This window comes from Streptomyces sp. NBC_00286 (assembly GCF_036173125.1).
In the GTDB taxonomy this organism is placed as follows: domain Bacteria; phylum Actinomycetota; class Actinomycetes; order Streptomycetales; family Streptomycetaceae; genus Streptomyces.
On sequence record NZ_CP108054.1, the window covers coordinates 7554366 to 7575122 of the forward strand.

Below are 20757 nucleotides of genomic sequence, written 5' to 3' on the forward strand. Positions count from 1 at the left end.
TCTCAGACCAGAGCGGCGGCCTCTGCGGAGGATCAGACCAGGCCGGCGGCCTCTACGGAGGAGAGGCCGCCGCCCTCCGCGTACGCCGCCTCGTACGCCTCGTCGCCGAGCACGGCGCGCGTGCGCTCAACCGCCCGCTGGTACACGTCACGCTCCAGGGGCGACCAGCGGTGCCGGGGCGGCAGCCGCGCTTCGGCGGCGCCGAGGCAGCGGGCTGCGTCGCCGGCACGGCTGCCGCCGTCGACGCGGGCGAGGGCGTACGCGGCGGTGGTCAGGTACGTGGAGCGCATCTGCGGGGCGATGGCCTCGGACAGCGGGTTCTCGGCAAGTTCGAGCGCCCGCCTGATCGTCTCCAGGGACTCCGCGTGGCAGCCGTCGACCGCGTCCACGAAGGCCTCGGCGCCGAGGATGTACGCGTCGAAGATGATGAAGTAGGCGATCGTGAACTCCTCACGCAACAGCCGGAGTTGCTCACGCGCCTCGGTGGTCCGGTCGGTCATGGTGAGCCAACTGGCCAGGAACAGCCGGGCGAAGGGCATCGACTGGTCGTTCGTGGCGCGCCCCTGCTCGATGACCTCGCGCAGCAGGCGCTCTCCCCGCTCGGCCTCACCCCCCTGGATCAACGAGCCGCCGAGCCGGGCGGTGAGCACGGCCATCTGGGCGCGGGCACCGAGACGTTCGGCACTTTCGATGGCCGCCTCGAAGTCGGCGACGGCCCTGCCGTACTCGCCCTTGCGCTCATACGCCTCTCCGCGCGCCGCGAGCGCATCGGCGATGCCCCAGAGATCGCCGAAGCGGCGGTAGATCTCCAGCGCCTCGTCGGCGTCCCGGGTGGCGTCGCCCTCCCATTCGCTGCGGTTGGCGAGAAGGTTGGCGCGCATCTGCAGATTGGAGCCCAGATCCCACTCGTATCCGGGCACACCACGGCAGGTGTCGATGGCCGCGTCGACGATCGTCCGCACCCGCTCCATGTCACCGGTGAGCATGACGGCGAAGAACCACACCGCGCCGGGGAAACGGCTCACCTGCGGAAGTCCCGGCTCGTACGTCTCGGAGATGACTCGGAGCTTCGTCTGAGCCTCGGTTGTCTGCCAGGCAGGCAACTCGGTGTCTATGCAGGCGAGATGGATCAGTTGCAGCTGGCGCCGGGCCTCGTCGAGGACCTCGCCGCTCCACGGAGGCGGCGTGTCCGTGCAGCGCTCCCACAGCGGGGCGGCGGGCCGCACGGGCTCGGTGAAGGGGTCGGGGCCGAGGGCCTCGACCTCGCGGCACCAGTTGCGGGCGACGATCCGCAGGTCACGCATCTGCCAGTACCAGGCCATCGACAGGATGAGGCACAGCGCCTCCTGCTCCTCGCGCGCGGCGACGGCATGGTGCAGGGCGGCGCGGATGTTCTCGTTCTCGCGCTCCAGGCGTTCGATGGCGGCGAGTTGACCATGGCGGCGCAGTAACGGCTCGGTGGTGCGGGCGAGTTCACGGAAGTACGTCAGATGCGCGCGCTCGGCCTCCGCCCGCCGCCCGGACTCGTCGAGCCGCTCGCCCGCGTACTCGGCGACGGTCTCCAGAAGCCGGTACCGCATCTCGCCGTCGCCCGAAGGAGCCGCCACGACAAGGGACTTGTCGACGAGCGAGCCGAGCGCTTCGAGGGCTTTCGGGCCGCAGACCGCCTCCGCGGCGGCGAGGTCGCAGCCGCCGGCGAAGACGGACAACCGCCGCAGCACGTCCCGTTCGCCCTCGTCCAGCAGCTCCCAGGACCAGTCGACGACGGCCCTCAGCGTCTGCTGGCGCGGCAGGACCGTACGGCTGCCCGAGGTGAGGAGCAGAAAACGGTCGTCCAGCCGGTCGGCGATCTGCCGGGGCGTGAGCATCCGCAGCCGGGCGGCGGCGAGTTCGATGGCGAGGGGGAGACCGTCGAGGCGCCGGCAGATCTCGGCCGCCGCCTCCGGATCGTCCTCGATCCGGAACCCCGGCCGGGCGGCGGCCCCCCGGTCGGCGAGCAGCCGCAGCGCGTACGGCTCCGGCAGCGGCTCCACGGGCCGCAGCAATTCCCCCGGTACGCCGAGGGGTTCGCGGCTGGTGGCCAGCACCGTCAGCTCCGGGCAGCGTTCCAGCAGCTCCTCGACGAGCCGGGCGGCGGCGTCGACGACGTGCTCGCAGTTGTCGAGGATCAGCAGCATGCGCCGCTTGCCGCAGTGCTCGGCGAGCCGCTCGACGGGGTCGTCGTGCCGTTCGGATCCGGCCCGCATGGCCTCGGCCCCGGCGCCGTACAGCACGGTCTCGCGGGCCCCGACGGCGGTGAGCACGGCCTCCGGCACGGCGTCCGGGTCGTCCACGGGCGCGAGCTCGGCCAGCCACACCCCGTCCCGGACGACATCCCGTACGGTCTCGGCGGCCTCCTGCGAAAGCCGCGTCTTCCCGGCCCCGCCCGGCCCGAGCAGGGTGACGAGCCGCGCGGTCGCGAGGTCACCACGGATGGCCTCGATATCGCCCTCACGCCCGACGAAGGAGGTGAGGCGGGCGCGGAGGTTGCCGGGCGCAGCCGACGCGCGGTCGCGGGGCGGGGCGGCCGGGCTTTCGGCTCCCGTCGTCGCGTGTCCGCCGGCCCCGGGGGCGACGGCGTCCGCGCTACCGCCGGGGCTCGCCGGGAGGGCACCGGGTCCAGGCGATGGACGGTCGGCACCCGTGCCCCGGCCGGAGCCGGGCCACCGACCGTCAGTACCCGCGCGGGAGCCGGGCGGCAAGCCGTCCGCGCCCGTCTCGCCCGCACGATGCCCGGCCCCGTACGGACCCCGGGCCCCGCGCGTCCCGCCGTACGGACCGCCGGGACGGCCGCCGCCCTCGCCCCGGGACGCCTCTTCACCCAACCCTCCCGGCTGGAGCAACTCCGTGTGCAGCGCCCGCAGTTCCGGCCCGGGATCCGATCCCAGCCGGTCCGCCAGGAGCTGTCGTACGTCCTCGTAGGCGGCCAGCGCCTGAGCCGGGCGGCCCGCGTCGCGCAGGGCACGCAGGCGGAGGGCCAGGAGAGGTTCGTCCAGGGGGTGGCTGTCGCACAGGGCGGTCAGCTCGGGCAGGGACTGCTCGGCGTGGCCCAGGGCGAGGGCGGCGGTGTGCCGGGCACGGAGGGCGTCGAGCCGCCGGGCCTCCAGACGGGCCGACTCGGCGGTGCGGTCCGGGAGATCGGCGAGGGCGGGCTCGCGCCACAGAGCGAGGGCGTCGTCGAGAGCGTCGGCCGCCTTGGCGGGGTCACGGTCGCCCAACGCACGCGTACCCTCGCCGACGAGCCGCTCGAACCGGTGCACGTCGATGTCGTCGGCCGAGGCGGCAAGCCGGTACCCGCCCTCCTCGGACACGACCGCCTCCGCCCCGAGCACCCGCCGCAGCCGCCCGACCAAGGCCTGCAACGCCCCCGAGGCATCGGCGGGCGGATCCCCGTCCCACACCTCGTCGACCAGCAGCCCCGCGGGAACGGTACGACCGGCCCGCATCGCAAGCACGGTCAGCAGAGCACGCAACCGCGCCCCACCGACGGGAACGGTGCTGCCGTCGGGACGAAGAGCCTGGGTGGTACCGAGGATGCGATAGCGCACGGGGTCCATTGTCTCTGGTGGGTTGGGGCGAGGTCACAGGGTTGAGCGGCGTGGCCGGCGAGCGGACATCTCCCCACCCTGTACGGAACTCACAGCCGAGCGCGAGACGTTTTCCACCTCGGTTCTTCGCAGTGGGTCCCGGCCTTCAGAACTCTGCTGAGAAAGACGTGATTCGAGCAGGCAGGCGTTGTTGGTCCTACACGGTTGCTGCGATCGTGGGGGCCAAGAAGGCCGCCGCTGGAGCCTCGGGCTGATTCGGGAGTGCCGGAGCTGAGAGTTCGGGTGGTACGGGCGGCGTTCCCCAAAGGGACGCTCGCGGTGCTCTCGACGACGGCCGGTAGGAGTTGGCTCGGCCGAACATCTGCCGCTGGAGCATCTTCAAGTTTCTGTGGAATCAGTGTTCGTCAGGTCTCGCAGGCAGAGGACTTGCCCCTAGCAGAGCCCTTCAGGCCGGGTGTGAATGCGAGCCCCCGCGGAGCAGGGCGGGAACAGCCGTTACGCCCCCTGGGCGGAGCGGGGTTCACCATCCGCGAGAGCGCGTCGTACGAGATACAGCAACTCGGCATTGACGGAGCGGTCGTCGGCGGTAGCGAGGGCCTTCAGCTGGGCGTACAGGTCCTCGGGGATACGGAACGTGAAGTTGACCATGGCCTCAGAGGCTAGATTGAGGCCATGTCACGTTTCCGGATGTACCCGACGCGCGCGCAGGAGGAGCAGATGCTCTCGCACTGCGCGCACGCCAGGTACGTGTGGAACCTGGCCGTCGAGCAGCACGCGCACTGGCACAAGGGCCGCAAGGCCGCGCCCGGTTTCGCCGAGCAGTGCCGCCAGCTCACCGAGGCCCGGCGCGAGAACGAATGGCTGCGCGAGGGCAACGCCGACGTGCAGCAGCAGGCGCTGAAGGACTTCGCCCAGGCCAAGAACGCCCGGTTCACCTGCGGGTTCGGCGAGCCGACCTGGCGCAGGAAGTTTGTGCACGAGGGCTTTCGTGTCATCGGCACCGACCGCGTGCCGGAGTCCGAAGCGGACGGATCGCTGAAACTGAACGCCAAGACCGGCAAGCAGGTCATGGGCCGCTCCGTGGTGGTGCAGAAGCTGAACCGCCGGTGGGCGCAGGTCAAGGTGCCCGGATGCGGCTGGCTGCGCTTTCGCCTCACCCGGGCCGAGGTGCCCGCCGCGAAGACGTACCGCGTCACCTACCGCAACGGCCAGTGGCACATCGCGTTCGCGGTCCTCCCCGAGGCCACCTCCGCGCCCGGCACGGGCAAGGTCATCGGCATCGACCGGGGCGTCACCATCACCGCCGCCCTCTCCGACGGCCGCACCCTCAACTGCCCCCAGCTCACCGTCAAGGAGCGGGCCCAGATCCGCAAACACCAGCGGCGTGCAGCGCGGGCGGAAAAGGGCAGCCCGGAGAAGTCCGCCGCCTATGCGAAGGTCGCCCGGCTCAAGGCGCGCGAAGCGGACCGGCGCAAGGACTGGTGCGAGAAGACCAGCACCATGCTCGCCCGCACCTGTGACCTGATCCGGTTCGAGAAGCTCAACATCAAGAACATGACCCGCTCGGCCAGGGGCACCGTCGCCGAACCGGGCACGAACGTCCGGCAGAAAGCCGGACTCAACCGGGCCATCCTCGCCCAGGGCTGGGGCCTCCTGCGCCAGCGCACCGAACACAAGGCCCCCGGCCGCGTCGAGGACGTACCCGCCCCGTACACCAGCCTGCGATGCAGCGCCTGCGGATGGATCGAGAAGAACTCGCGCAAGAGCCAAGCCGAGTTCGTCTGCGTATCCTGCGGCTTCACCTGCAACGCGGACACCAACGCAGCAACCAACGTCGCGGCAGGACAGGGCGGGATCCCCCGCCCCCGGCGCTCAGCCGGTGCCGGAGGGGTGACAGCGGCCACCAGCCGTTCGAGCGCCCGTGAACCTCACCCCGCACGGGTAGGAATCCCCCTCTTCCAAGAGGGGGAGGATGTCAATTACGCCCGGTACGGTCGGGCACGCCCGTTTGTACGAACCCCAGGGAGCCCGACCCCATGACCACCGCCACCACCCGGCACAGCGACCGGCGGATCAGTCCCGTCTTTCTCGGGATCGTCGCCGTCATGGCGGTCACGGGCTGGGCCACCTGGACCGGTTTCGCGGAACAGCCCGGCGTCGCCGTGTTCCTGTTCGTGACGGCCGCGTGGATCGTCTCGCTCTGTCTGCACGAGTACGCACACGCGCGTACGGCCCTGCACAGCGGCGACATCTCCATAGGCGCGAAGGGCTACTTGACCCTCAACCCGCTCAAGTACACGCACGCCCTGCTGAGCATCGTGCTGCCCGTCCTCTTCGTGATCATGGGTGGTATCGGTCTGCCCGGCGGCGCGGTCTGGATCGAGCGGAACCGCATCCAGGGCCGCTGGAAGCACAGCCTGATCTCGGCGGCGGGCCCGCTGACGAACGTGCTGTTCGCGGTGGTCTGCACGGCCCCGTTCTGGCTGGACGCGCTCGACGGTGTGCCGGCCGACTTCCGGTTCGCCCTGGCGTTCCTGGCGCTGCTCCAGGTCACGGCCGCGCTGCTGAACTTCCTGCCGGTGCCGGGCCTGGACGGCTACGGCATGATCGAGCCCTGGCTGTCGTACAAGATCCGCCGCCAGGTGGAGCCGCTCGCGCCCTTCGGGCTGCTCCTCGTGATCGCCATCCTGTGGATACCGGCCGTGAACAGCGTGTTCTTCGACGTGATCGACACGCTGCTGCGCGGCCTGGGGATCGACGAGATCAGTACGTACTGCGGTCAGAACCTCTACCGCTTCTGGACGGAGACCGACCAGTTCTGCGGCGTCGGTTCCTGACCGCCAGTGCATGACTGTCTGCGCATGACCGTCAGTCCGTGACCGTCAGTTCGTGACGGAGCCGTTCCGCGCCTTGCCGCGCCGCAGGTAGTACCAGGTCATGTTGGACGACAGACCCGCGAGCAGTACCCACACGATGCCCAGCCAGTAGCCCTTGGCGAAGGAGACGACGGCCGCGGCGACGGAGAGGACGCAGACGGCGAGGGCGTAGAGGGCAAGGCGGGGCATCGGACGGACTCCTGTCAGGGGGACACTGCTTTCCTGCCCACCAGTGTCCCCCAACCGCTCACACGTCGGTGACGCGCAGGCCCGCATGGGCCTTGTAGCGGCGGTTCACCGAGATCAGGTTCGCGACCAGTGACTCGACCTGGTGGGCGTTGCGCAGCCGACCGGAGAAGATGCCGCGCATGCCGGGGATACGGCCGGCCAGCGCCTGCACCATCTCGACGTCCGCCCGTACCTCGCCGAGCACCATCACATCAGTGTCGATCTCCTCGACCTCCGGGTCCTGGAGCAGTACGGCGGACAGATGGTGGAAGGCGGCGGTGACGCGCGAGTCCGGAAGCAGCGCGGCGGCCTGCTCGGCGGCGCTGCCCTCCTCCGGCTTCAACGCGTACGCACCCTTCTTGTCGAAACCGAGCGGGTTGACGCAGTCGACGACGAGCTTCCCGCTCAGCTCCTCCCTGAGCGACTCCAGCGTCTTGCCGTGGCCCTCCCACGGCACCGCCACGATCACGATGTCGCTGCGCCGCGCGCACTCGGCGTTGTCGGCGCCTTCGACGCCGTGCCCGAGTTCGTCCGCGGCGGATTGCGCGCGCTCCGCGGCCCGCGAGCCGATGATCACCTTCTGGCCGGCGCGGGCCAGCCGGTAGGCGAGACCCTTGCCCTGCGGTCCGGTGCCACCGAGCACGCCCACGACGAGCCCCGACACGTCGGGCAGGTCCCAGGGGTCCTTGGCCGGGGCCTTGGCGGCTTGCTGTGCACTGTTGTCGGTAGAGGTCATGGCCCGACTTTACGTCCGCGCCGCCCCGCCCCGGCGCTCAGGTGAGGTCCGTCACGGGCACTCTGCGGAAGGTGATCGTCTGGTACGCGCTGAAGTCGCCCGTCTCGTAGAGGAGGCCGACGGTGGAGGCGTCGAGGCGTACGAGATCGGAGTACGCGGCGGGCAGTCCGTCCACCGTGTGTACGGGCCGCCAGGTGAGGCCGGCGTCGGTGCTGGCGCGGATCGTCATGAGGGCGCGGTAGCCGGGGACGGCGGGGCCGGAGAAGAGCAGCACATCGGGGTCGCGGAGCTGGAGAACGCTGCCCTCGCAGACGGGCGCGACCAGCCCCGCCTGCGGCCGGAAGGGCTTCACGAGCGTCTGGCCGCCGTCCGTGGAGTAGGCGTCGGCGCGGGTGCCGGGTGCTGTGGCGTCGTTACGGGTGTTGAAGTAGACGCGGCCGTCGGGGAGTTCGGCGGCGGTCGTCTCGTTCACGTTGATGTAGCCGTCGGTGTTGTCGTCGAGGTAGCCGATGCGCCAGGTTTCGCCGCGGTCGTCGCTGAGGAGGCAGTGGCCGCCGTTGTACTTGCCCTCGGTGCCGTTGTCCCTGCCGGTCGGGGGGAGTGAGTGGTTGGCGGGTACGACGACCCGGCCGCCGGCGAGTTGGACGGCGTGTCCGGGGGTGGTGGCGTACCAGCGCCAACTCGCCTTCTTCGTCTGGGCGGTGATGTCGCGTGGCGTGGACCAGGTGACTCCGTCGTCGTCGCTGTGCTGGACCCAGACGCGGCGGCCGTCGGCGGCGCTCACCTTGCCGCGCCGGATGGCGTCTTCGGTGGCGAGGGCGGCGTTGCGTACGTGGACGAGGAGGAGGCGCCCGGTGTCCAGGACGACCGGGGCGGGGTTGCCGGCCAGGTTGTCGCCGTGTTTGGCGGCGACTTCCAGGGGGCCCCAGGTTCGGCCGCCGTCCGTGGAGCGCTTCAGCACGATGTCGATGTTGCCGAAGTCGTCGTGGGAGCCGACGCGGCCTTCGCACATGGCGAGCAGGGTTCCGGCCGACGTGGTGACGACGGCCGGGATCCGGAAGCTTGCGTAGCCGTGCTGGCCTGCGCGGAAGGGTACGGATGCTTCTGCCATCGGGGCCTCCGCCGCGTTGTGGGGTGGTTGGGCCCCTTGCCCGCGGGGGGCCAATTCGGGGTGAACGCCACGTTACGAGTGGGCGGTTGGGTTTTTCTTTCCCCAGTCCCGCCCCTTCCCGGCTGTATCAATTTGCGGCTCCGCCGCGTGGGGGGCTGCGCCCCAGGCCCCGCAGCCTCCGGCTGGGTGGGGCGCCTACGGCAGGTGGGTGGGGTGCCTGCCGGGGTGGTGGGTGACATGTCGTGTCGCGGCTGCGGGTGCGTTGTGGCTGGTCGCGCAGTTCCCCGCGCCCCTAAAAACCTGCGACTGCCCGCACCCCGAAGAGCAAGCGAACCGAAAAGGCCCCCGCCCCGGAAGGCGCCCGCGGCCCGGAAGGGCCCGCGCCCGGTACCAGCCTGCGACCCGGAAGGGGTCCGCGCCCCGAACCAGCCCGCGGCCCGAATGGGCCCGCGCCCGGTACCGGCCCGCGACCCGGAAGGGGCCCGAGCCCCCGTACCCGCCCGCGCGGAAAAGCCCGGACCCCCGACTACCCGCGGCTTCCCGCCGGCGGGAGGGGACGTGGGCCGGTGCGTCGTATGCCCGTCGCTTAGCTTCGGTCTGGGCACACCAGAACCCTGTGGAAGCACGGGGTCGTATGCCCTGTTGGCGACGGGCTGACGCACCGGCCCGCGGCCCCGCACCCACCACGCACCTCAGGGGCGCGGGGAACTGCGCGAGCAACCACACTCAACCCGCAGCCGCGACACGCAGTGTCACCCACCACCCCCTGGCGGGGGCCTGGGGGCGGAGCCCCCAGTTTCGGGAAGGGGCGGGGCTGGGGAAAGAAACCCCCCAACCGCCGGAGGCAAACGGCAGCCCGCCGACGGGGGAAGATCGGCGGGCTGCCTCGGTGCCGCAATGGCTCAGTGGACGGAGTGCTCCTCCTGCGGGAACGTCCCGCCGACCACGTCCTCCGCAAACGCCTGCGCCGCCTGCGTCATCACCGACCGAAGGTCCGCGTACTGCTTCACAAAGCGCGGCACCTTCCCGGACGTCAGTCCCAGCATGTCCGTCCAAACCAGGACCTGCGCATCGGTGTCAGGCCCCGCCCCGATCCCGATCGTCGGAATGTGGAGGACACGCGTGACCTCCGCGGCCAACTCGGCCGGCACGAGTTCGAGCACGACCGCGAACGCGCCCGCGTCCTGCACGGCCTTGGCGTCACGCAGCAGCTGCGCTGCCGCCTCCTCGCCACGACCCTGCACGCGGTAGCCCATGGTGTTCACGGACTGGGGGGTCAGACCGATGTGCGCCATGACCGGGATGCCGGACTCGACCAGCAACTCGATCTGGCGGTGCGACCGTTCACCGCCCTCCAGCTTGACGGCACCGACGCCCGCCTCCTTCACCAGGCGGGTGGCGGATCGAAGGGCCTGTACGGGGCCCTCCTGGTACGACCCGAAAGGCAGGTCGCCGACGATCAGGGCGCGCGAGGTGCCCCGTACGACCGCGGCGGAGAGCATGGTCATCTCGTCGAGCGTGACGGGCACGGTCGTCTCGTACCCGAGGTGGCAGTTGCCCGCCGAGTCGCCGACGAGCATGACCGGGATGCCGGCCTCGTCGAAGACGGACGCGGTCATCGCGTCGTACGCGGTGAGCATGGGCCACTTCTCGCCGCGTTCCTTGGCGGCGTTGAGGTCGCGGACAGTGATGCGGCGGGTGCCCTTCCCTCCGTACAGCGCCTTGCTGCTGTCGGGGGCCTTCTGGGCAGCCGAGAGCTGCGTCATCGCAACGGCTCCTTCTGTCATCTCGAGGCGCCCTGACGGCGTCCCCGGATCCCTTCCATGGTGGCACCTCGTGCCATGGAACGGCTAGGGGTCCGCCCTCACCCGCCGCCCGTTGTGATCCCCCTAACCCCACGGGCTCCTCCCGCCCCGCCCGCACCTCGCGCGCTCCTCCCGCCCCCTCCCGCGTAAGGACTCGGTAAAAGAGTTCCGATACGAGACCGTCTCGTATCGTTATTCGCTAGCCTCGACGGCATGACTACTCCCGCCGCCACCGAGCCCCGTGTACCGGAGGCCGTGCATCGGCGTCGCTGGCTGATCCTCGGCGTGCTGATGCTGAGCCTGCTGATCGTCGTACTCGACAACTCGATCCTGAACGTCGCGATCAAGACCATCTCTACGCCCGCCCCGACCGGTCTTGGCGCCACCCAGAGCGAGCTCGAGTGGGCCATCAACGCGTACACGCTCGTCTTCGCGGGACTGCTGTTCACCGCCGGCCTCCTCGGCGACCGGCTCGGTCGCAAGAAGGTGCTGCTCGGCGGGCTCGTCGTCTTCGGCGGTGCCTCGGCGCTCGCCGCCTTCTCCGGCTCACCGGAGCAGCTCATCGGCTTTCGCGCCCTGATGGGGTTCGGTGCCGCCTTCGTGATGCCCGCGACCCTCGCCGTCCTCATGAACGTCTTCGAGCGGGACGAGCAGCCGAAGGCCATCGGCATCTGGGCGGGCGGCGTCGGACTCGCCATCGCGATCGGGCCCATCACCGGAGGGGTGCTGCTCGATCATTTCTGGTGGGGGTCCGTGTTCCTCATCAACGTCCCGATCGTGATCCTCGCGCTCGGGCTCATGCTGTGGCTGGTCCCCGACTCCCGCGACCCGAAGCCCGGCCGGATCGACCCGGTGGGCGTACTGCTGTCCGTCGTCGGGCTCGTCCTGCTCGTGTACGGCATCATCAAGGGCGGCCAGCTCGCCGACTTCACCGACGTCGAGGTGCTGGCGACCATGGGCGCCGGACTCGCCGTACTCGTCGGATTCGTCTGGTACGAGAAGCGCATCGACCACCCGTCCATCGACGTCACATACTTCAAGAACCGGGTCTTCTCGGCGGCGATCGGCGCCATAGGGCTGGTCTTCTTCGCTCTGATGGGCGTGACGTTCTTCGCGGTCTTCTACACGCAGACCGTGCGCGGCTACTCGCCTTTCCAGACCGGCCTGCTGATGCTGCCGCTGGCCGCGGCGCAGCTCACCTTCGCGCCGCGCGCCCGACTGGTCGTCGACCGCTTCGGCTACCGGGTCACGACCGCCGGCGGCATGCTGCTCATCGCCGCGACGCTGGCCGCGTTCACCTTCCTGGACGCCGATACGCCGATCTGGATCCTGGAGGTCATCTTCTTCCTGATGGGCACCGGGATGGCCCACGTCATGACACCCACCAGCGTCGTGATCATGCAGACGATGCCCCGCGAGAAGGCCGGTTCCGCCTCCGCGCTCAGCAACACCTTCCGCCAGGTCGGCGGCGCCCTGGGGATCGCCGTACTCGGCTCGGTCCTGTCCGCGTCGTACCGCTCGGGCATCGAGGACAAGCTCACCCTGCTGCCCGCGGACCTGCGGCACCACGCGGGCGAGTCCATCGAGGCCACCCTCGGCGCCGCCGCGAAGCTCGGGCCCCAGGGCGAGGCCCTGGTCACCCCGGCGCACGACGCCTTCCTGCACGCCATGCATCTCACCGCCCTCGGCGGAGCCGGAGTCGCCCTCGTCGGAACCCTCGTCGTGGCGCTGTTCCTGCCCGGCCGGGAACCGGCCTCGAAGGAGCCCGGGGGAGAGGAAACCGAACTGGTGGCTGCCGAGCACTGAGACAATCGGGCCCGAACAGGGCGGCGGACGAACGGAGTTGGCGTGGACCTCGCGGAGCAGGGGGCCGGACGGGGTGGGGCAGTGAGAGGGCGCCCGCGCAGTGAGAGCGTGGAGCGCTCCATCATCGAGGGCGTCATCGGGCTGCTGGAGGACGGCGTCCCGCTCGCGGAGATCTCCATCGAGCGCGTCGCCCGCACCGCGGGCGTGGGCAAGGCCACCATCTACCGCCGCTGGAGCGACCGCGAGGAGCTCTTCTGCGACGTCATGCGCGCCGCCGAGCAGGCCGACCCGGAGCTGCCCGGCACCTCGATGCGCGACGACCTGATCGCCCTCCTGGAGTCGATACGCAGGCGCGGCCTGGCCAGCCGCACCTCGGCACTCGTGCACAACGTCTTCGCCCAGATGAAGAGCAGCCCCAAGCTGTGGAGCTCGTACCACGCGAACGTGATCGAGCCACGGCGCCGGCTCACCTACGAAGTGCTGCGCCGCGGCCAGGAGGACGGCGAACTCCGTTCCGACGTGGATGTCGAGCTGATCGGCGACCTGTTCAGCGGCCCCATGCTCGTACGCACCGTCATGCGCCCCGACGCCGAACTCCCCGAGAACCTCGCCGAGAACATCGTCGACGCCGTCCTGGAGGGACTGCGCCCCACCAAGTCGTAGAGGCACGTCGTAAAGGCGACACTTCGTACAGGCGCCAGTCGTGAAGGTGCCGTGCCGTAGAGGCCCCAAGTCATGAAGTCCGGCTGACCCCTGAATGAATGTGAGTGTTTTGTCACAGACCACAACCGCCGGGTGGACCATCGGAACTGGGCATGCAGGCAGGCACGTCATCGTGCCCGTATCGCCGTCCCCGAGGCGGCCGAACTGAACGCGATCATCCCCTAGGGTTCTTGGGTGCGGGGGATGGGTGAACGGCACGTTGTGAGGTCGAGAGCATGGCGCAGGCGTACAAGACGGAGACGGGCAGCGGCGGGCAGGAGCCCGACCGCAGAGAGCCCCGGCTTCAGCGCCTGATCGACGCCCTGCGCAACGACCGCCGTATCTGGCGTCGAGGCATCATCCTCGCCGTGTTCGCGGTCCTCATCGCCCTCGTGATGCTGCTGCACTCACAGATCCCGAACGCGGTCGGCAACTTCGGCTCCCTCAACGAGACCTTCCTGCCCTGGCTGGGCGTCTTCATCCCGCTGCTGCTCGGCCTCGCCCTGCTGAGGCGGTCCGCGACCGCGCTGATCGCAGTGCTCGTGCCCGCGATCGTCTGGCTCAACCTCTTCGGCGGACTGGTCTTCGACAAGACCGGCAGCGGCGGCGACCTCACCGTCGCCACCCACAACGTCAACGCGGACAACGCGAACCCGGCCGGCACCGCCCGCGCCGTGGCCGCCTCCGGAGCCGACGTGGTGGCCCTGGAGGAGCTGACGGAGACCGCGGTCCCCGTGTACGAGAAGGCCCTCGCCTCGACGTACAAGTACCACTCCGTGCAGGGCACCGTCGGCCTGTGGAGCAAGTACCCGCTGAGCGAGGTCAAGGCCGTCGACATCAAGCTGGGCTGGACCCGTGCCATGCGGGCGACCGTCACCGCGCCGGACGGGCAGCTCGCGGTGTACGTGGCACATCTGCCCTCCGTACGGGTGAAGATCGAGGCCGGGTTCACCGCGCGGCAGCGCGACAAGAGCGCCGACGCCCTGGGTGACGCCATCTCCGACGAGAAGCTGCCGCAGGCCGCCCTGCTCGGCGATCTGAACGGCACGATGAACGACCGTGCGCTCAACGGCATCACCTCGCAGATGCGCTCCACGCAGGGCGCGGCGGGCAGCGGCTTCGGGTTCAGCTGGCCGGCGTCGTTCCCGATGGCGCGGATCGACCAGATCTTGGTGAAGGGCGTCGAGCCGGTCACCTCCTGGTCGCTGCCTGAGACGGGCAGCGACCATCTCCCGATCGCCGCCCGCGTGAAGCTTGCGGACACCGGCTCGTAACCCCTGGGAATAGTGGGCCTGAGAGAGTTTGTTCCGTACTTGAACATACGATGTACGGAACTCCGCTCGCTCCACTTGAAAGGCCCTCCATGCCCCTGGCACCCCTGCTCTCGCTCGCCGTGGGCGCCTTTGGCCTCGGCACCACCGAATTCGTAATGATGGGCTTGCTGCCCAACGTCGCCGACGACCTGCACATATCCATCCCCACCGCCGGGCACCTCGTCTCGGCGTACGCGATCGGTGTCGTCGTCGGCGCGCCGCTGCTCGCCGCGGTGACGGCGAAGATGTCGCGCCGCAAGGTGCTGATCGGTCTGATGGCGCTGTTCGTCGCGGGCAACGCGCTTTCGGCGTTCGCGCCCGATCACCACTGGCTGCTGGCCGCCCGGCTGCTGAGCGGTCTGCCGCACGGCGCGTTCTTCGGCGTGGGCGCCGTCGTCGCCACCGGCCTGGTCGCTCCCGAGCGCAAGGCGCGCTCGGTCTCGCTGATGTTCCTCGGTCTGACCGTCGCGAACATCGCGGGGGTTCCCGTGGCGACCCTCATGGGCCAGCACCTGGGCTGGCGTGCCACGTTCCTCGGCGTCAGCGCGATCGGGCTCGCGGCCATCGCCTCGCTGGCGCTGCTTCTGCCGCACGACCACACGCAGTCTCCGGCCGCCGGGCTGCGCGGTGAACTGGCCGCGCTGCGCCCGCTTCCCGTCTGGCTCGCTCTCGCGACGACCGTCGCGGGCTTCGGTGCGCTGTTCTCCGCGTACAGCTACATCACGCCGATGCTGACGGACTCCGCCGGGTACGCCGACTCCCGGGTGACCGTGCTGCTGGCGCTGTTCGGCGTCGGTGCCACCGTCGGGAACCTGCTCGGCGGGCGGCTGGCCGACCACTCCCTGCGGGGCACGCTCTTCGGCGGCCTCACGGCGCTGGCCGCGGTGCTTGCACTGTTCCCCCTGCTGATGACCACGCAGTGGAGCGCCGCGCTGGCGGTGCTCCTGCTCGGCATGGCGGCCTTCGTCACCGGCTCGCCGCTCCAGCTGATGGTCATGGAGAAGGCCTCTGCGGCGCCTTCGCTCGCCTCCTCGGCGAACCAGGCCGCGTTCAATCTTGCCAACGCGGGTGGTGCGCTTGTCGGCGGGCTCGCTCTGGCGGCGGGCTTCGGGGCGACGTCGCCGGCGGTGGCGGGTGCGGGGCTCGCGGTGCTGGGGCTTGGGGTCGCGGCGGTCGCGTACGCGGTGGACCGGCGGCGGGTGTCGACGCACACCGGTCGTGTGGTGGCCGCACATGTACCGCAGCGACGGGAGGCGGCTCGCCGCTGAAGGGTTTCGCCCCCGCCGCCCCTACCCGTCCCATTCCAAGGGGCTCCGCCGCTGGACCCCGCTGGGGGCTGCGCCCCCAGACCCCGCTATCGGCCTGGCGGCCTCGTCCTCAAGCGCCGGACGGGCTGAAATTCAGCCCGTCTGGGGGCACCTCTGGGGGCACCCCCAGCGGTAGCTGGGGGAGGTAGCTGGGGGAGCTTGAGGACCGGGGGTTCGAGGGCTGGCCCCCGAAACGGGTCCCGGGCGGAGCCCCGAGGGGGGCAGGGACGGCAGCCGCCCCAGGGACGGGAAGGGGGCGCCGGAACCCGGCGCCCCGACCGTCTACGCCTGAGACACCTACAGAACCGGCAGGTTCTTCCGCAGCTCGAAGGCCGTGACCTCGCTGCGGTACTCCTCCCACTCCTGCCGCTTGTTGCGCAGGAAGAAGTCGAAGACGTGCTCGCCCAGGGTCTCGGCGACCAGGTCGCTGCGTTCCATCAGAGACAAGGCCTCGCCGAGGTTCTGCGGCAGCGGCTCGATGCCCATCGCGCGGCGTTCGGCGTCCGTGAGGGCCCAGACGTCGTCCTCGGCGCCCGGCGGGAGCTCGTAACCCTCCTCGATGCCCTTGAGGCCGGCGGCCAGCAGGGCCGCGTAGGCCAGGTACGGGTTCGCGCCCGAGTCCAGGGAGCGGACCTCGACCCGCGCGGAGCCGGTCTTGCCGGGCTTGTACATCGGCACGCGGACCAGGGCCGAGCGGTTGTTGTGGCCCCAGCAGATGTACGAGGGAGCCTCACCGCCGGCGCCGGCGGTGCGGGCTGCGCCGCCCCAGATGCGCTTGTACGAGTTGACCCACTGGTTCGTGACCGCCGCGATCTCGGCGGCGTGCTTCAGCAGGCCCGCGATGAAGGAGCGGCCCACCTTGGAGAGCTGGTACTCCGAACCCGACTCGTAGAACGCGTTCCGGTCGCCCTCGAAGAGCGAGAGGTGGGTGTGCATGCCGCTGCCCGGGTGCTCGGAGAACGGCTTCGGCATGAACGTCGCCTGGACGCCCTGCTCCAGCGCCACCTGCTTCATGACCAGGCGGAACGTCATGATGTTGTCGGCGGTGGACAGCGCGTCCGCGTAGCGGAGGTCGATCTCCTGCTGGCCCGGCGCGCCCTCGTGGTGCGAGAACTCGACCGAGATGCCCATCGACTCCAGCATCGTGATCGCCTGGCGGCGGAAGTCCATGCCGACGTTCTGCGGGGTGTGGTCGAAGTAGCCGGAGTTGTCGGCGGGCGTCGGGCGCGAGCCGTCCAGCGGGCGGTCCTTCAGCAGGAAGAACTCGATCTCCGGGTGGGTGTAGAAGGTGAAGCCCAGGTCGGAGGTCTTGGCGAGGGCGCGCTTCAGTACGTACCGCGGGTCCGCGAAGGACGGGGAGCCGTCCGGCATGAGGATGTCGCAGAACATACGGGCCGTACCGGGGGCCTCCGCGCGCCACGGCAGGACCTGGAAGCTCGACGGGTCCGGCTTGGCGATCATGTCGGACTCGTAGACCCGGGCGAAGCCCTCGATCGCGGAACCGTCGAAGCCGATGCCCTCGTCGAAGGCCTGCTCCAGCTCGGCCGGGGCCACGGCCACGGACTTGAGGAAGCCCAGCACGTCCGTGAACCACAGCCGTACGAACCGGATGTCGCGCTCCTCCAGGGTCCGGAGTACGAACTCCTGCTGCTTGTCCATCTTCCGCTTCCACCCATCCTTGCTGGTCAGGCCGCCTGCTCCCGCGCCAGGAAGGCGGTCGGGCACATGAGCATCCCACCACAACACCATTTCGTGCGCGTTGCGGACCTTGATCGGGCGGCCGACCTCGGTCTGAACGCCTCGCGTACAGCAGGTGTCCTGCTCTTCTGCCCATAGTGCCTGCTCACTCGCGCCCCTGTAATGCCGGGGCGGGAAATGTGCGGCCGACCACCAGGGCCACTACGTACGCCGCTGCCGGCCGGACTACGATCAACCTCACCCGACCGTCTCTCCCCCAAGGCCACGAAGGACTCACCATGGGTTCCGCGAAGAACAAAGCGTCCGCGTCACGCAAGGCGCGCATAGAGGAGATGCGCCGCGCTGAAAAGGCCCGCGAGCGCCGCAACCGGATCCTCACGATCACCGCCAGCGTGGTCATAGTCGGCGGCCTCGTGGCCGGCGGTGCGTACCTGATAAGCACGCAGTCCGAGGACGACAGCAGCACCTCGTCGGCCGCCCAGAAGGGGAAGTTCGTCACGGGCGAGGACGGCGTCAGGACCTGGAACACGAAGCTGACCCAGGGCCACGTCGCCGGCGACGTCAAGTACGCGATGAATCCCCCGGTGGGCGGCGACCACAACCAGGTGTGGATGAACTGCGACGGCGACGTCTACACCGATGAGATCAAGAAGGTGAACGCCGTGCACTCCCTGGAGCACGGCGCGGTCTGGGTGACGTACAACAGCAAGGCCTCGGACGCGGACGTGAAGGCGCTCGCGGAGAAGGTCGAGAAGACCCCGTACTCGCTGATGAGCCCGGTCGAGGACCAGAAGGACCCGATCATGCTCTCCGCCTGGGGCGCGCAGCGCACGGTGACGAGCGCGAAGGACCCGAACGTGAACAAGTTCTTCGAGAAGTACGTACAGGGCGAGCAGACGCCGGAGAAGGGCGCCGCCTGCACCGGCGGCCTCGCCAAGTAGCAGCCGAGCTGCAAATACGTACGCACGAAGGCAAGTAGGAAGCTGTGGCAACGATGAAGCACGTCGGCTGGATCGCCGGAGCCGCCGCGGCCGTCCTCGTGGCGGCCGGCGGGATCACCTACGCGATCGCCGACGGCGACTCGGGCACGCCGGTCCCCGCGGCCGATTCCGCGGACGCGGGGTTCGCGCGTGACATGGCGGTCCACCACCAGCAGGCCGTCGAGATGTCGTACATCGTGCGGGACCGCACCGAGGACGAAGAGGTACGCCGTCTCGCGTACGACATCGCGCAGACGCAGGCCAACCAGCGCGGCATGCTGATCGGCTGGCTGGACCTGTGGCAGCTGCCGAAGGTGTCCTCGGACCCGCCGATGACGTGGATGGGCATGGGCAACGCGCCGTCCGGGGAGGACGGCGCCCTGATGCCCGGGATGGCGACCGACACCGAGCTGAAGTCGCTCGAGAAGGCAAGCGGCAAGGCCGCCGAGATCCGCTTCCTCCAGCTGATGTACACCCATCACGTGGGCGGAGTGCACATGGCCGAGGGCTGCGTGAAGCGCTGCGAGGTCGACGTGGAACGCGACCTCGCGAGGGGCATGGTCGAGGCCCAGGAGTCGGAGATGAGGCTGATGACGGACTTGCTGAAGAAGCGGGGGGCTAAGCCGCCCGAGTAGGCGAGGCCAGCTGCGGCACCGCGCCCTAAGGAGGTCGCAGGCCTCTTAGGGGCGCGGGGCTGTATCAATTTGCGGCTCTGCCGCGTGGGCGCGACCAGCCACAACGGACCCGCACCTTGAATCCGCGCAACCCAGCGGAGCGCCCACGTGGGCTGGCCCACACCCCATTGTGTCGGTTTGACGATTACACTGGGCCCCGTGCCTCAACTACGCCTCGCCCTGAACCAGATCGACTCGACCGTCGGCGATCTCGCCGGGAACGCCGAGTCGATCGTCCGCTGGACCCGGCACTCCGCCGAGCAGGGAGCGCATCTGGTGGCGTTCCCGGAGATGGTGCTGACCGGGTATCCCGTCGAGGACCTGGCCCTGCGGCCGTCCTTCGTCGAGGCCTCCCGCGCGGCCCTGCGGGACCTCGCCGCGCGCCTCGCCGACGAGGGCTTCGGCGGACTGCCGGTGATCGTCGGCTACCTCGACCGGTCCGAGGCCGCCCAGCCGAAGTTCGGCCAACCGGCCGGAGCGCCGCAGAACGCCGCCGCCGTGCTGCACGGCGGCGAGGTCGCGCTCACCTTCGCCAAGCACCACCTGCCGAACTACGGCGTCTTCGACGAGTTCCGCTACTTCGTACCCGGCGACACCCTTCCCGTCGTACGGGTCCACGGCATCGACGTCGCCCTCGCCATCTGCGAGGACCTCTGGCAGGACGGCGGGCGCGTACCGGCCACCCGCACCGCCGGGGCCGGGCTGCTGCTCTCCGTCAACGCCTCCCCGTACGAGCGCGACAAGGACGACACCCGTCTCGAGCTGGTGCGCAAGCGGGCGCAGGAGGCCGGCTGCACGACCGCGTATCTCGCCATGATGGGCGGGCAGGACGAGCTGGTCTTCGACGGCGACTCGATCGTGGTCGACCGGAACGGTGAAGTCGTCGCGCGGGCCCCGCAGTTCGCCGAGGGCTGCGTCGTACTCGACCTGGATCTGCCGGCCGCTGCCGCCGAGCCGCTGTCGGGCATCGTCGATGACGGGATGCGCATCGAGCACCTCGTCATCTCCCAGGACCCGCTGCCCGCGTACGAGCCGGAGCTGGCCGGTGGCTACGCGGAGCGGCTGGACGACGACGAAGAGGTGTACTCGGCGCTGGTGGTGGGCCTTCGGGCGTACGTCGCGAAGAACGGTTTCCGTTCCGTGCTGATCGGGCTCTCCGGCGGCATCGACTCCGCGCTCGTGGCCGCGATCGCCTGCGACGCGCTCGGGCCGGAGAACGTGTACGGAGTCTCGATGCCGTCCAAGTACTCCTCGGACCACTCCAAGGGGGACGCGGCCGAGCTGGCGCGGCGGACCGGACTCAACTTCCGGACCGTACCGATCGAGCCGATGTTCGACGCGTATATGGGGTCGCTGGGGCTCACGGGTCTCGCCGAGGAGAACCTCCAGTCGCGGCTGCGCGGCACGATGCTGATGGCGATCTCCAACCAGGAGGGGCACATCGTGCTGGCGCCGGGCAACAAGTCCGAACTGGCGGTGGGCTATTCGACGCTGTACGGAGACTCGGTGGGGGCGTACGGGCCGATCAAGGACGTCTACAAGTCATCGGTCTTCCGGCTGGCCGCGTGGCGCAACCGTGCGGCGGCCGAGCGGGGCCAGACCCCGCCGATCCCCGAGAACTCCCTCACCAAGCCGCCGAGCGCGGAGCTGCGCCCCGGCCAGGTCGACACGGACTCGCTTCCCGACTATCCGGTCCTGGACGCGATCCTGGAGCTCTACGTCGACCGAGACACGGGCGCCGACGCGATCGTCGCGGCCGGCTTCGACCGCGACCTGGTCGTGAAGACCCTGCGCATGGTCGACGCGGCCGAGTACAAGCGGCGCCAGTACCCGCCGGGCACGAAGATCTCAGCGAAGGGCTTCGGCAAGGATCGGCGCTTGCCGATAACGAACCGCTGGCGGGAGCAGGCGTAAGCGCTCCGCTGGAAGGGCGG

The 20757-nt window shown here is 70.0% G+C and carries 16 protein-coding genes; 9 read left to right on the forward strand and 7 right to left on the reverse strand.

The genetic code is table 11. From position 1 onward, the window contains the following. Positions 1 to 32: 32 nt before the first annotated feature. A complete protein-coding gene (locus OHT21_RS34160; protein ID WP_328772112.1) occupies positions 33 to 3596 on the reverse strand; it encodes an AfsR/SARP family transcriptional regulator in 3564 nt (1187 codons plus the stop codon). A gap of 486 nt (positions 3597 to 4082) precedes the next feature. After that, a complete protein-coding gene (locus OHT21_RS34165; RefSeq protein ID WP_328772113.1) occupies positions 4083 to 4235 on the reverse strand; it encodes an Arc family DNA-binding protein in 153 nt (50 codons plus the stop codon). 24 nt (positions 4236 to 4259) lie between these two features. Between OHT21_RS34165 and OHT21_RS34170 the strand changes: the two genes are divergently transcribed. Together OHT21_RS34170 and OHT21_RS34175 are read left to right on the forward strand one after the other, a co-directional pair. Then, positions 4260 to 5627: an RNA-guided endonuclease InsQ/TnpB family protein gene (locus OHT21_RS34170; RefSeq protein WP_328772114.1), complete on the forward strand. Its 1368-nt coding sequence runs from the start codon at positions 4260 to 4262 to the stop codon at positions 5625 to 5627. Further along, on the forward strand, positions 5624 to 6424 hold the full coding sequence (locus OHT21_RS34175; protein WP_328772115.1) for a site-2 protease family protein: 801 nt from the start codon (positions 5624 to 5626) through the stop codon (positions 6422 to 6424). The genes OHT21_RS34170 and OHT21_RS34175 overlap by 4 nt, the downstream gene beginning before the upstream one ends. Positions 6425 to 6469: 45 nt before the next feature. Here OHT21_RS34175 and OHT21_RS34180 read toward each other — a convergent pair whose 3' ends face one another. The 4 genes from OHT21_RS34180 to panB all read right to left on the reverse strand — a co-directional run bounded on the left by OHT21_RS34180 (position 6470) and on the right by panB (position 10304). Beyond that, complete coding sequence (locus tag OHT21_RS34180) at positions 6470 to 6652, reverse strand: hypothetical protein (RefSeq protein WP_328772116.1); 183 nt, start codon at positions 6650 to 6652, stop codon at positions 6470 to 6472. A 58-nt stretch (positions 6653 to 6710) separates the two neighbouring features. Beyond that, positions 6711 to 7427 carry an NADPH-dependent F420 reductase gene (gene npdG / locus OHT21_RS34185; RefSeq protein ID WP_328772117.1) on the reverse strand — a complete coding sequence of 239 codons (717 nt, stop codon included), beginning with the start codon at positions 7425 to 7427 and terminating at the stop codon, positions 6711 to 6713. Positions 7428 to 7464: 37 nt separating this feature from the next. Further along, complete coding sequence (locus OHT21_RS34190; protein ID WP_328772118.1) at positions 7465 to 8538, reverse strand: sialidase family protein; 1074 nt, start codon at positions 8536 to 8538, stop codon at positions 7465 to 7467. Positions 8539 to 9440: 902 nt separating this feature from the next. Then, entirely contained in the window at positions 9441 to 10304 is an 864-nt protein-coding gene (gene panB / locus OHT21_RS34195; RefSeq protein WP_328772119.1) for a 3-methyl-2-oxobutanoate hydroxymethyltransferase, read from the reverse strand. A gap of 252 nt (positions 10305 to 10556) precedes the next feature. Here panB and OHT21_RS34200 point away from each other — a divergent pair, with 252 nt between their 5' ends. The 4 genes from OHT21_RS34200 (at position 10557) to OHT21_RS34215 (ending at position 15432) form a co-directional block, all read left to right on the forward strand. After that, the gene (locus tag OHT21_RS34200; RefSeq protein ID WP_328772120.1) at positions 10557 to 12149 is read left to right on the forward strand and encodes an MFS transporter; all 1593 of its coding nucleotides are present in this window, start codon (positions 10557 to 10559) and stop codon (positions 12147 to 12149) included. 42 nt (positions 12150 to 12191) lie between these two features. Continuing rightward, entirely contained in the window at positions 12192 to 12812 is a 621-nt protein-coding gene (locus OHT21_RS34205) for a TetR/AcrR family transcriptional regulator (RefSeq protein WP_443050475.1), read from the forward strand. A 275-nt stretch (positions 12813 to 13087) separates the two neighbouring features. Next, on the forward strand, positions 13088 to 14125 hold the full coding sequence (locus OHT21_RS34210) for an endonuclease/exonuclease/phosphatase family protein (protein ID WP_328772122.1): 1038 nt from the start codon (positions 13088 to 13090) through the stop codon (positions 14123 to 14125). A gap of 89 nt (positions 14126 to 14214) precedes the next feature. After that, a complete protein-coding gene (locus OHT21_RS34215; RefSeq protein ID WP_328772123.1) occupies positions 14215 to 15432 on the forward strand; it encodes an MFS transporter in 1218 nt (405 codons plus the stop codon). A 336-nt stretch (positions 15433 to 15768) separates the two neighbouring features. Here OHT21_RS34215 and glnA read toward each other — a convergent pair whose 3' ends face one another. Further along, complete coding sequence (gene glnA / locus OHT21_RS34220) at positions 15769 to 17130, reverse strand: type I glutamate--ammonia ligase (RefSeq protein ID WP_328772124.1); 1362 nt, start codon at positions 17128 to 17130, stop codon at positions 15769 to 15771. 317 nt (positions 17131 to 17447) lie between these two features. Here glnA and OHT21_RS34225 point away from each other — a divergent pair, with 317 nt between their 5' ends. The 3 genes from OHT21_RS34225 to OHT21_RS34235 all read left to right on the forward strand — a co-directional run bounded on the left by OHT21_RS34225 (position 17448) and on the right by OHT21_RS34235 (position 20737). Further along, a complete protein-coding gene (locus OHT21_RS34225) occupies positions 17448 to 18110 on the forward strand; it encodes a DUF3105 domain-containing protein (protein ID WP_328772125.1) in 663 nt (220 codons plus the stop codon). Positions 18111 to 18163: 53 nt separating this feature from the next. Then, on the forward strand, positions 18164 to 18784 hold the full coding sequence (locus OHT21_RS34230; RefSeq protein WP_328774333.1) for a DUF305 domain-containing protein: 621 nt from the start codon (positions 18164 to 18166) through the stop codon (positions 18782 to 18784). Between the two features lie 198 nt (positions 18785 to 18982). Beyond that, positions 18983 to 20737, forward strand: a complete 1755-nt coding sequence (locus OHT21_RS34235; protein ID WP_328772126.1) for an NAD+ synthase — start codon at positions 18983 to 18985, stop codon at positions 20735 to 20737. Positions 20738 to 20757 lie beyond the last annotated feature (20 nt).

Excerpts from the sequence above, each read along its gene's own strand:
- OHT21_RS34160 (WP_328772112.1), bottom strand. The coding sequence starts at position 3,596 with ATGGACCCCGTGCGCTATCGCATCCTCGGTACCACCCAGGCTCTTCGT.
- panB (WP_328772119.1), bottom strand. The coding sequence starts at position 10,304 with ATGACGCAGCTCTCGGCTGCCCAGAAGGCCCCCGACAGCAGCAAGGCG.
- OHT21_RS34215 (WP_328772123.1), top strand. The coding sequence starts at position 14,215 with ATGCCCCTGGCACCCCTGCTCTCGCTCGCCGTGGGCGCCTTTGGCCTC.
- OHT21_RS34190 (WP_328772118.1), bottom strand. The coding sequence starts at position 8,538 with ATGGCAGAAGCATCCGTACCCTTCCGCGCAGGCCAGCACGGCTACGCA.
- OHT21_RS34170 (WP_328772114.1), top strand. The coding sequence starts at position 4,260 with ATGTCACGTTTCCGGATGTACCCGACGCGCGCGCAGGAGGAGCAGATG.
- OHT21_RS34180 (WP_328772116.1), bottom strand. The coding sequence starts at position 6,652 with ATGCCCCGCCTTGCCCTCTACGCCCTCGCCGTCTGCGTCCTCTCCGTC.
- OHT21_RS34175 (WP_328772115.1), top strand. The coding sequence starts at position 5,624 with ATGACCACCGCCACCACCCGGCACAGCGACCGGCGGATCAGTCCCGTC.
- glnA (WP_328772124.1), bottom strand. The coding sequence starts at position 17,130 with ATGGACAAGCAGCAGGAGTTCGTACTCCGGACCCTGGAGGAGCGCGAC.
- OHT21_RS34210 (WP_328772122.1), top strand. The coding sequence starts at position 13,088 with ATGGCGCAGGCGTACAAGACGGAGACGGGCAGCGGCGGGCAGGAGCCC.
- OHT21_RS34165 (WP_328772113.1), bottom strand. The coding sequence starts at position 4,235 with ATGGTCAACTTCACGTTCCGTATCCCCGAGGACCTGTACGCCCAGCTG.
- OHT21_RS34225 (WP_328772125.1), top strand. The coding sequence starts at position 17,448 with ATGGGTTCCGCGAAGAACAAAGCGTCCGCGTCACGCAAGGCGCGCATA.
- OHT21_RS34200 (WP_328772120.1), top strand. The coding sequence starts at position 10,557 with ATGACTACTCCCGCCGCCACCGAGCCCCGTGTACCGGAGGCCGTGCAT.
- OHT21_RS34230 (WP_328774333.1), top strand. The coding sequence starts at position 18,164 with ATGAAGCACGTCGGCTGGATCGCCGGAGCCGCCGCGGCCGTCCTCGTG.
- npdG (WP_328772117.1), bottom strand. The coding sequence starts at position 7,427 with ATGACCTCTACCGACAACAGTGCACAGCAAGCCGCCAAGGCCCCGGCC.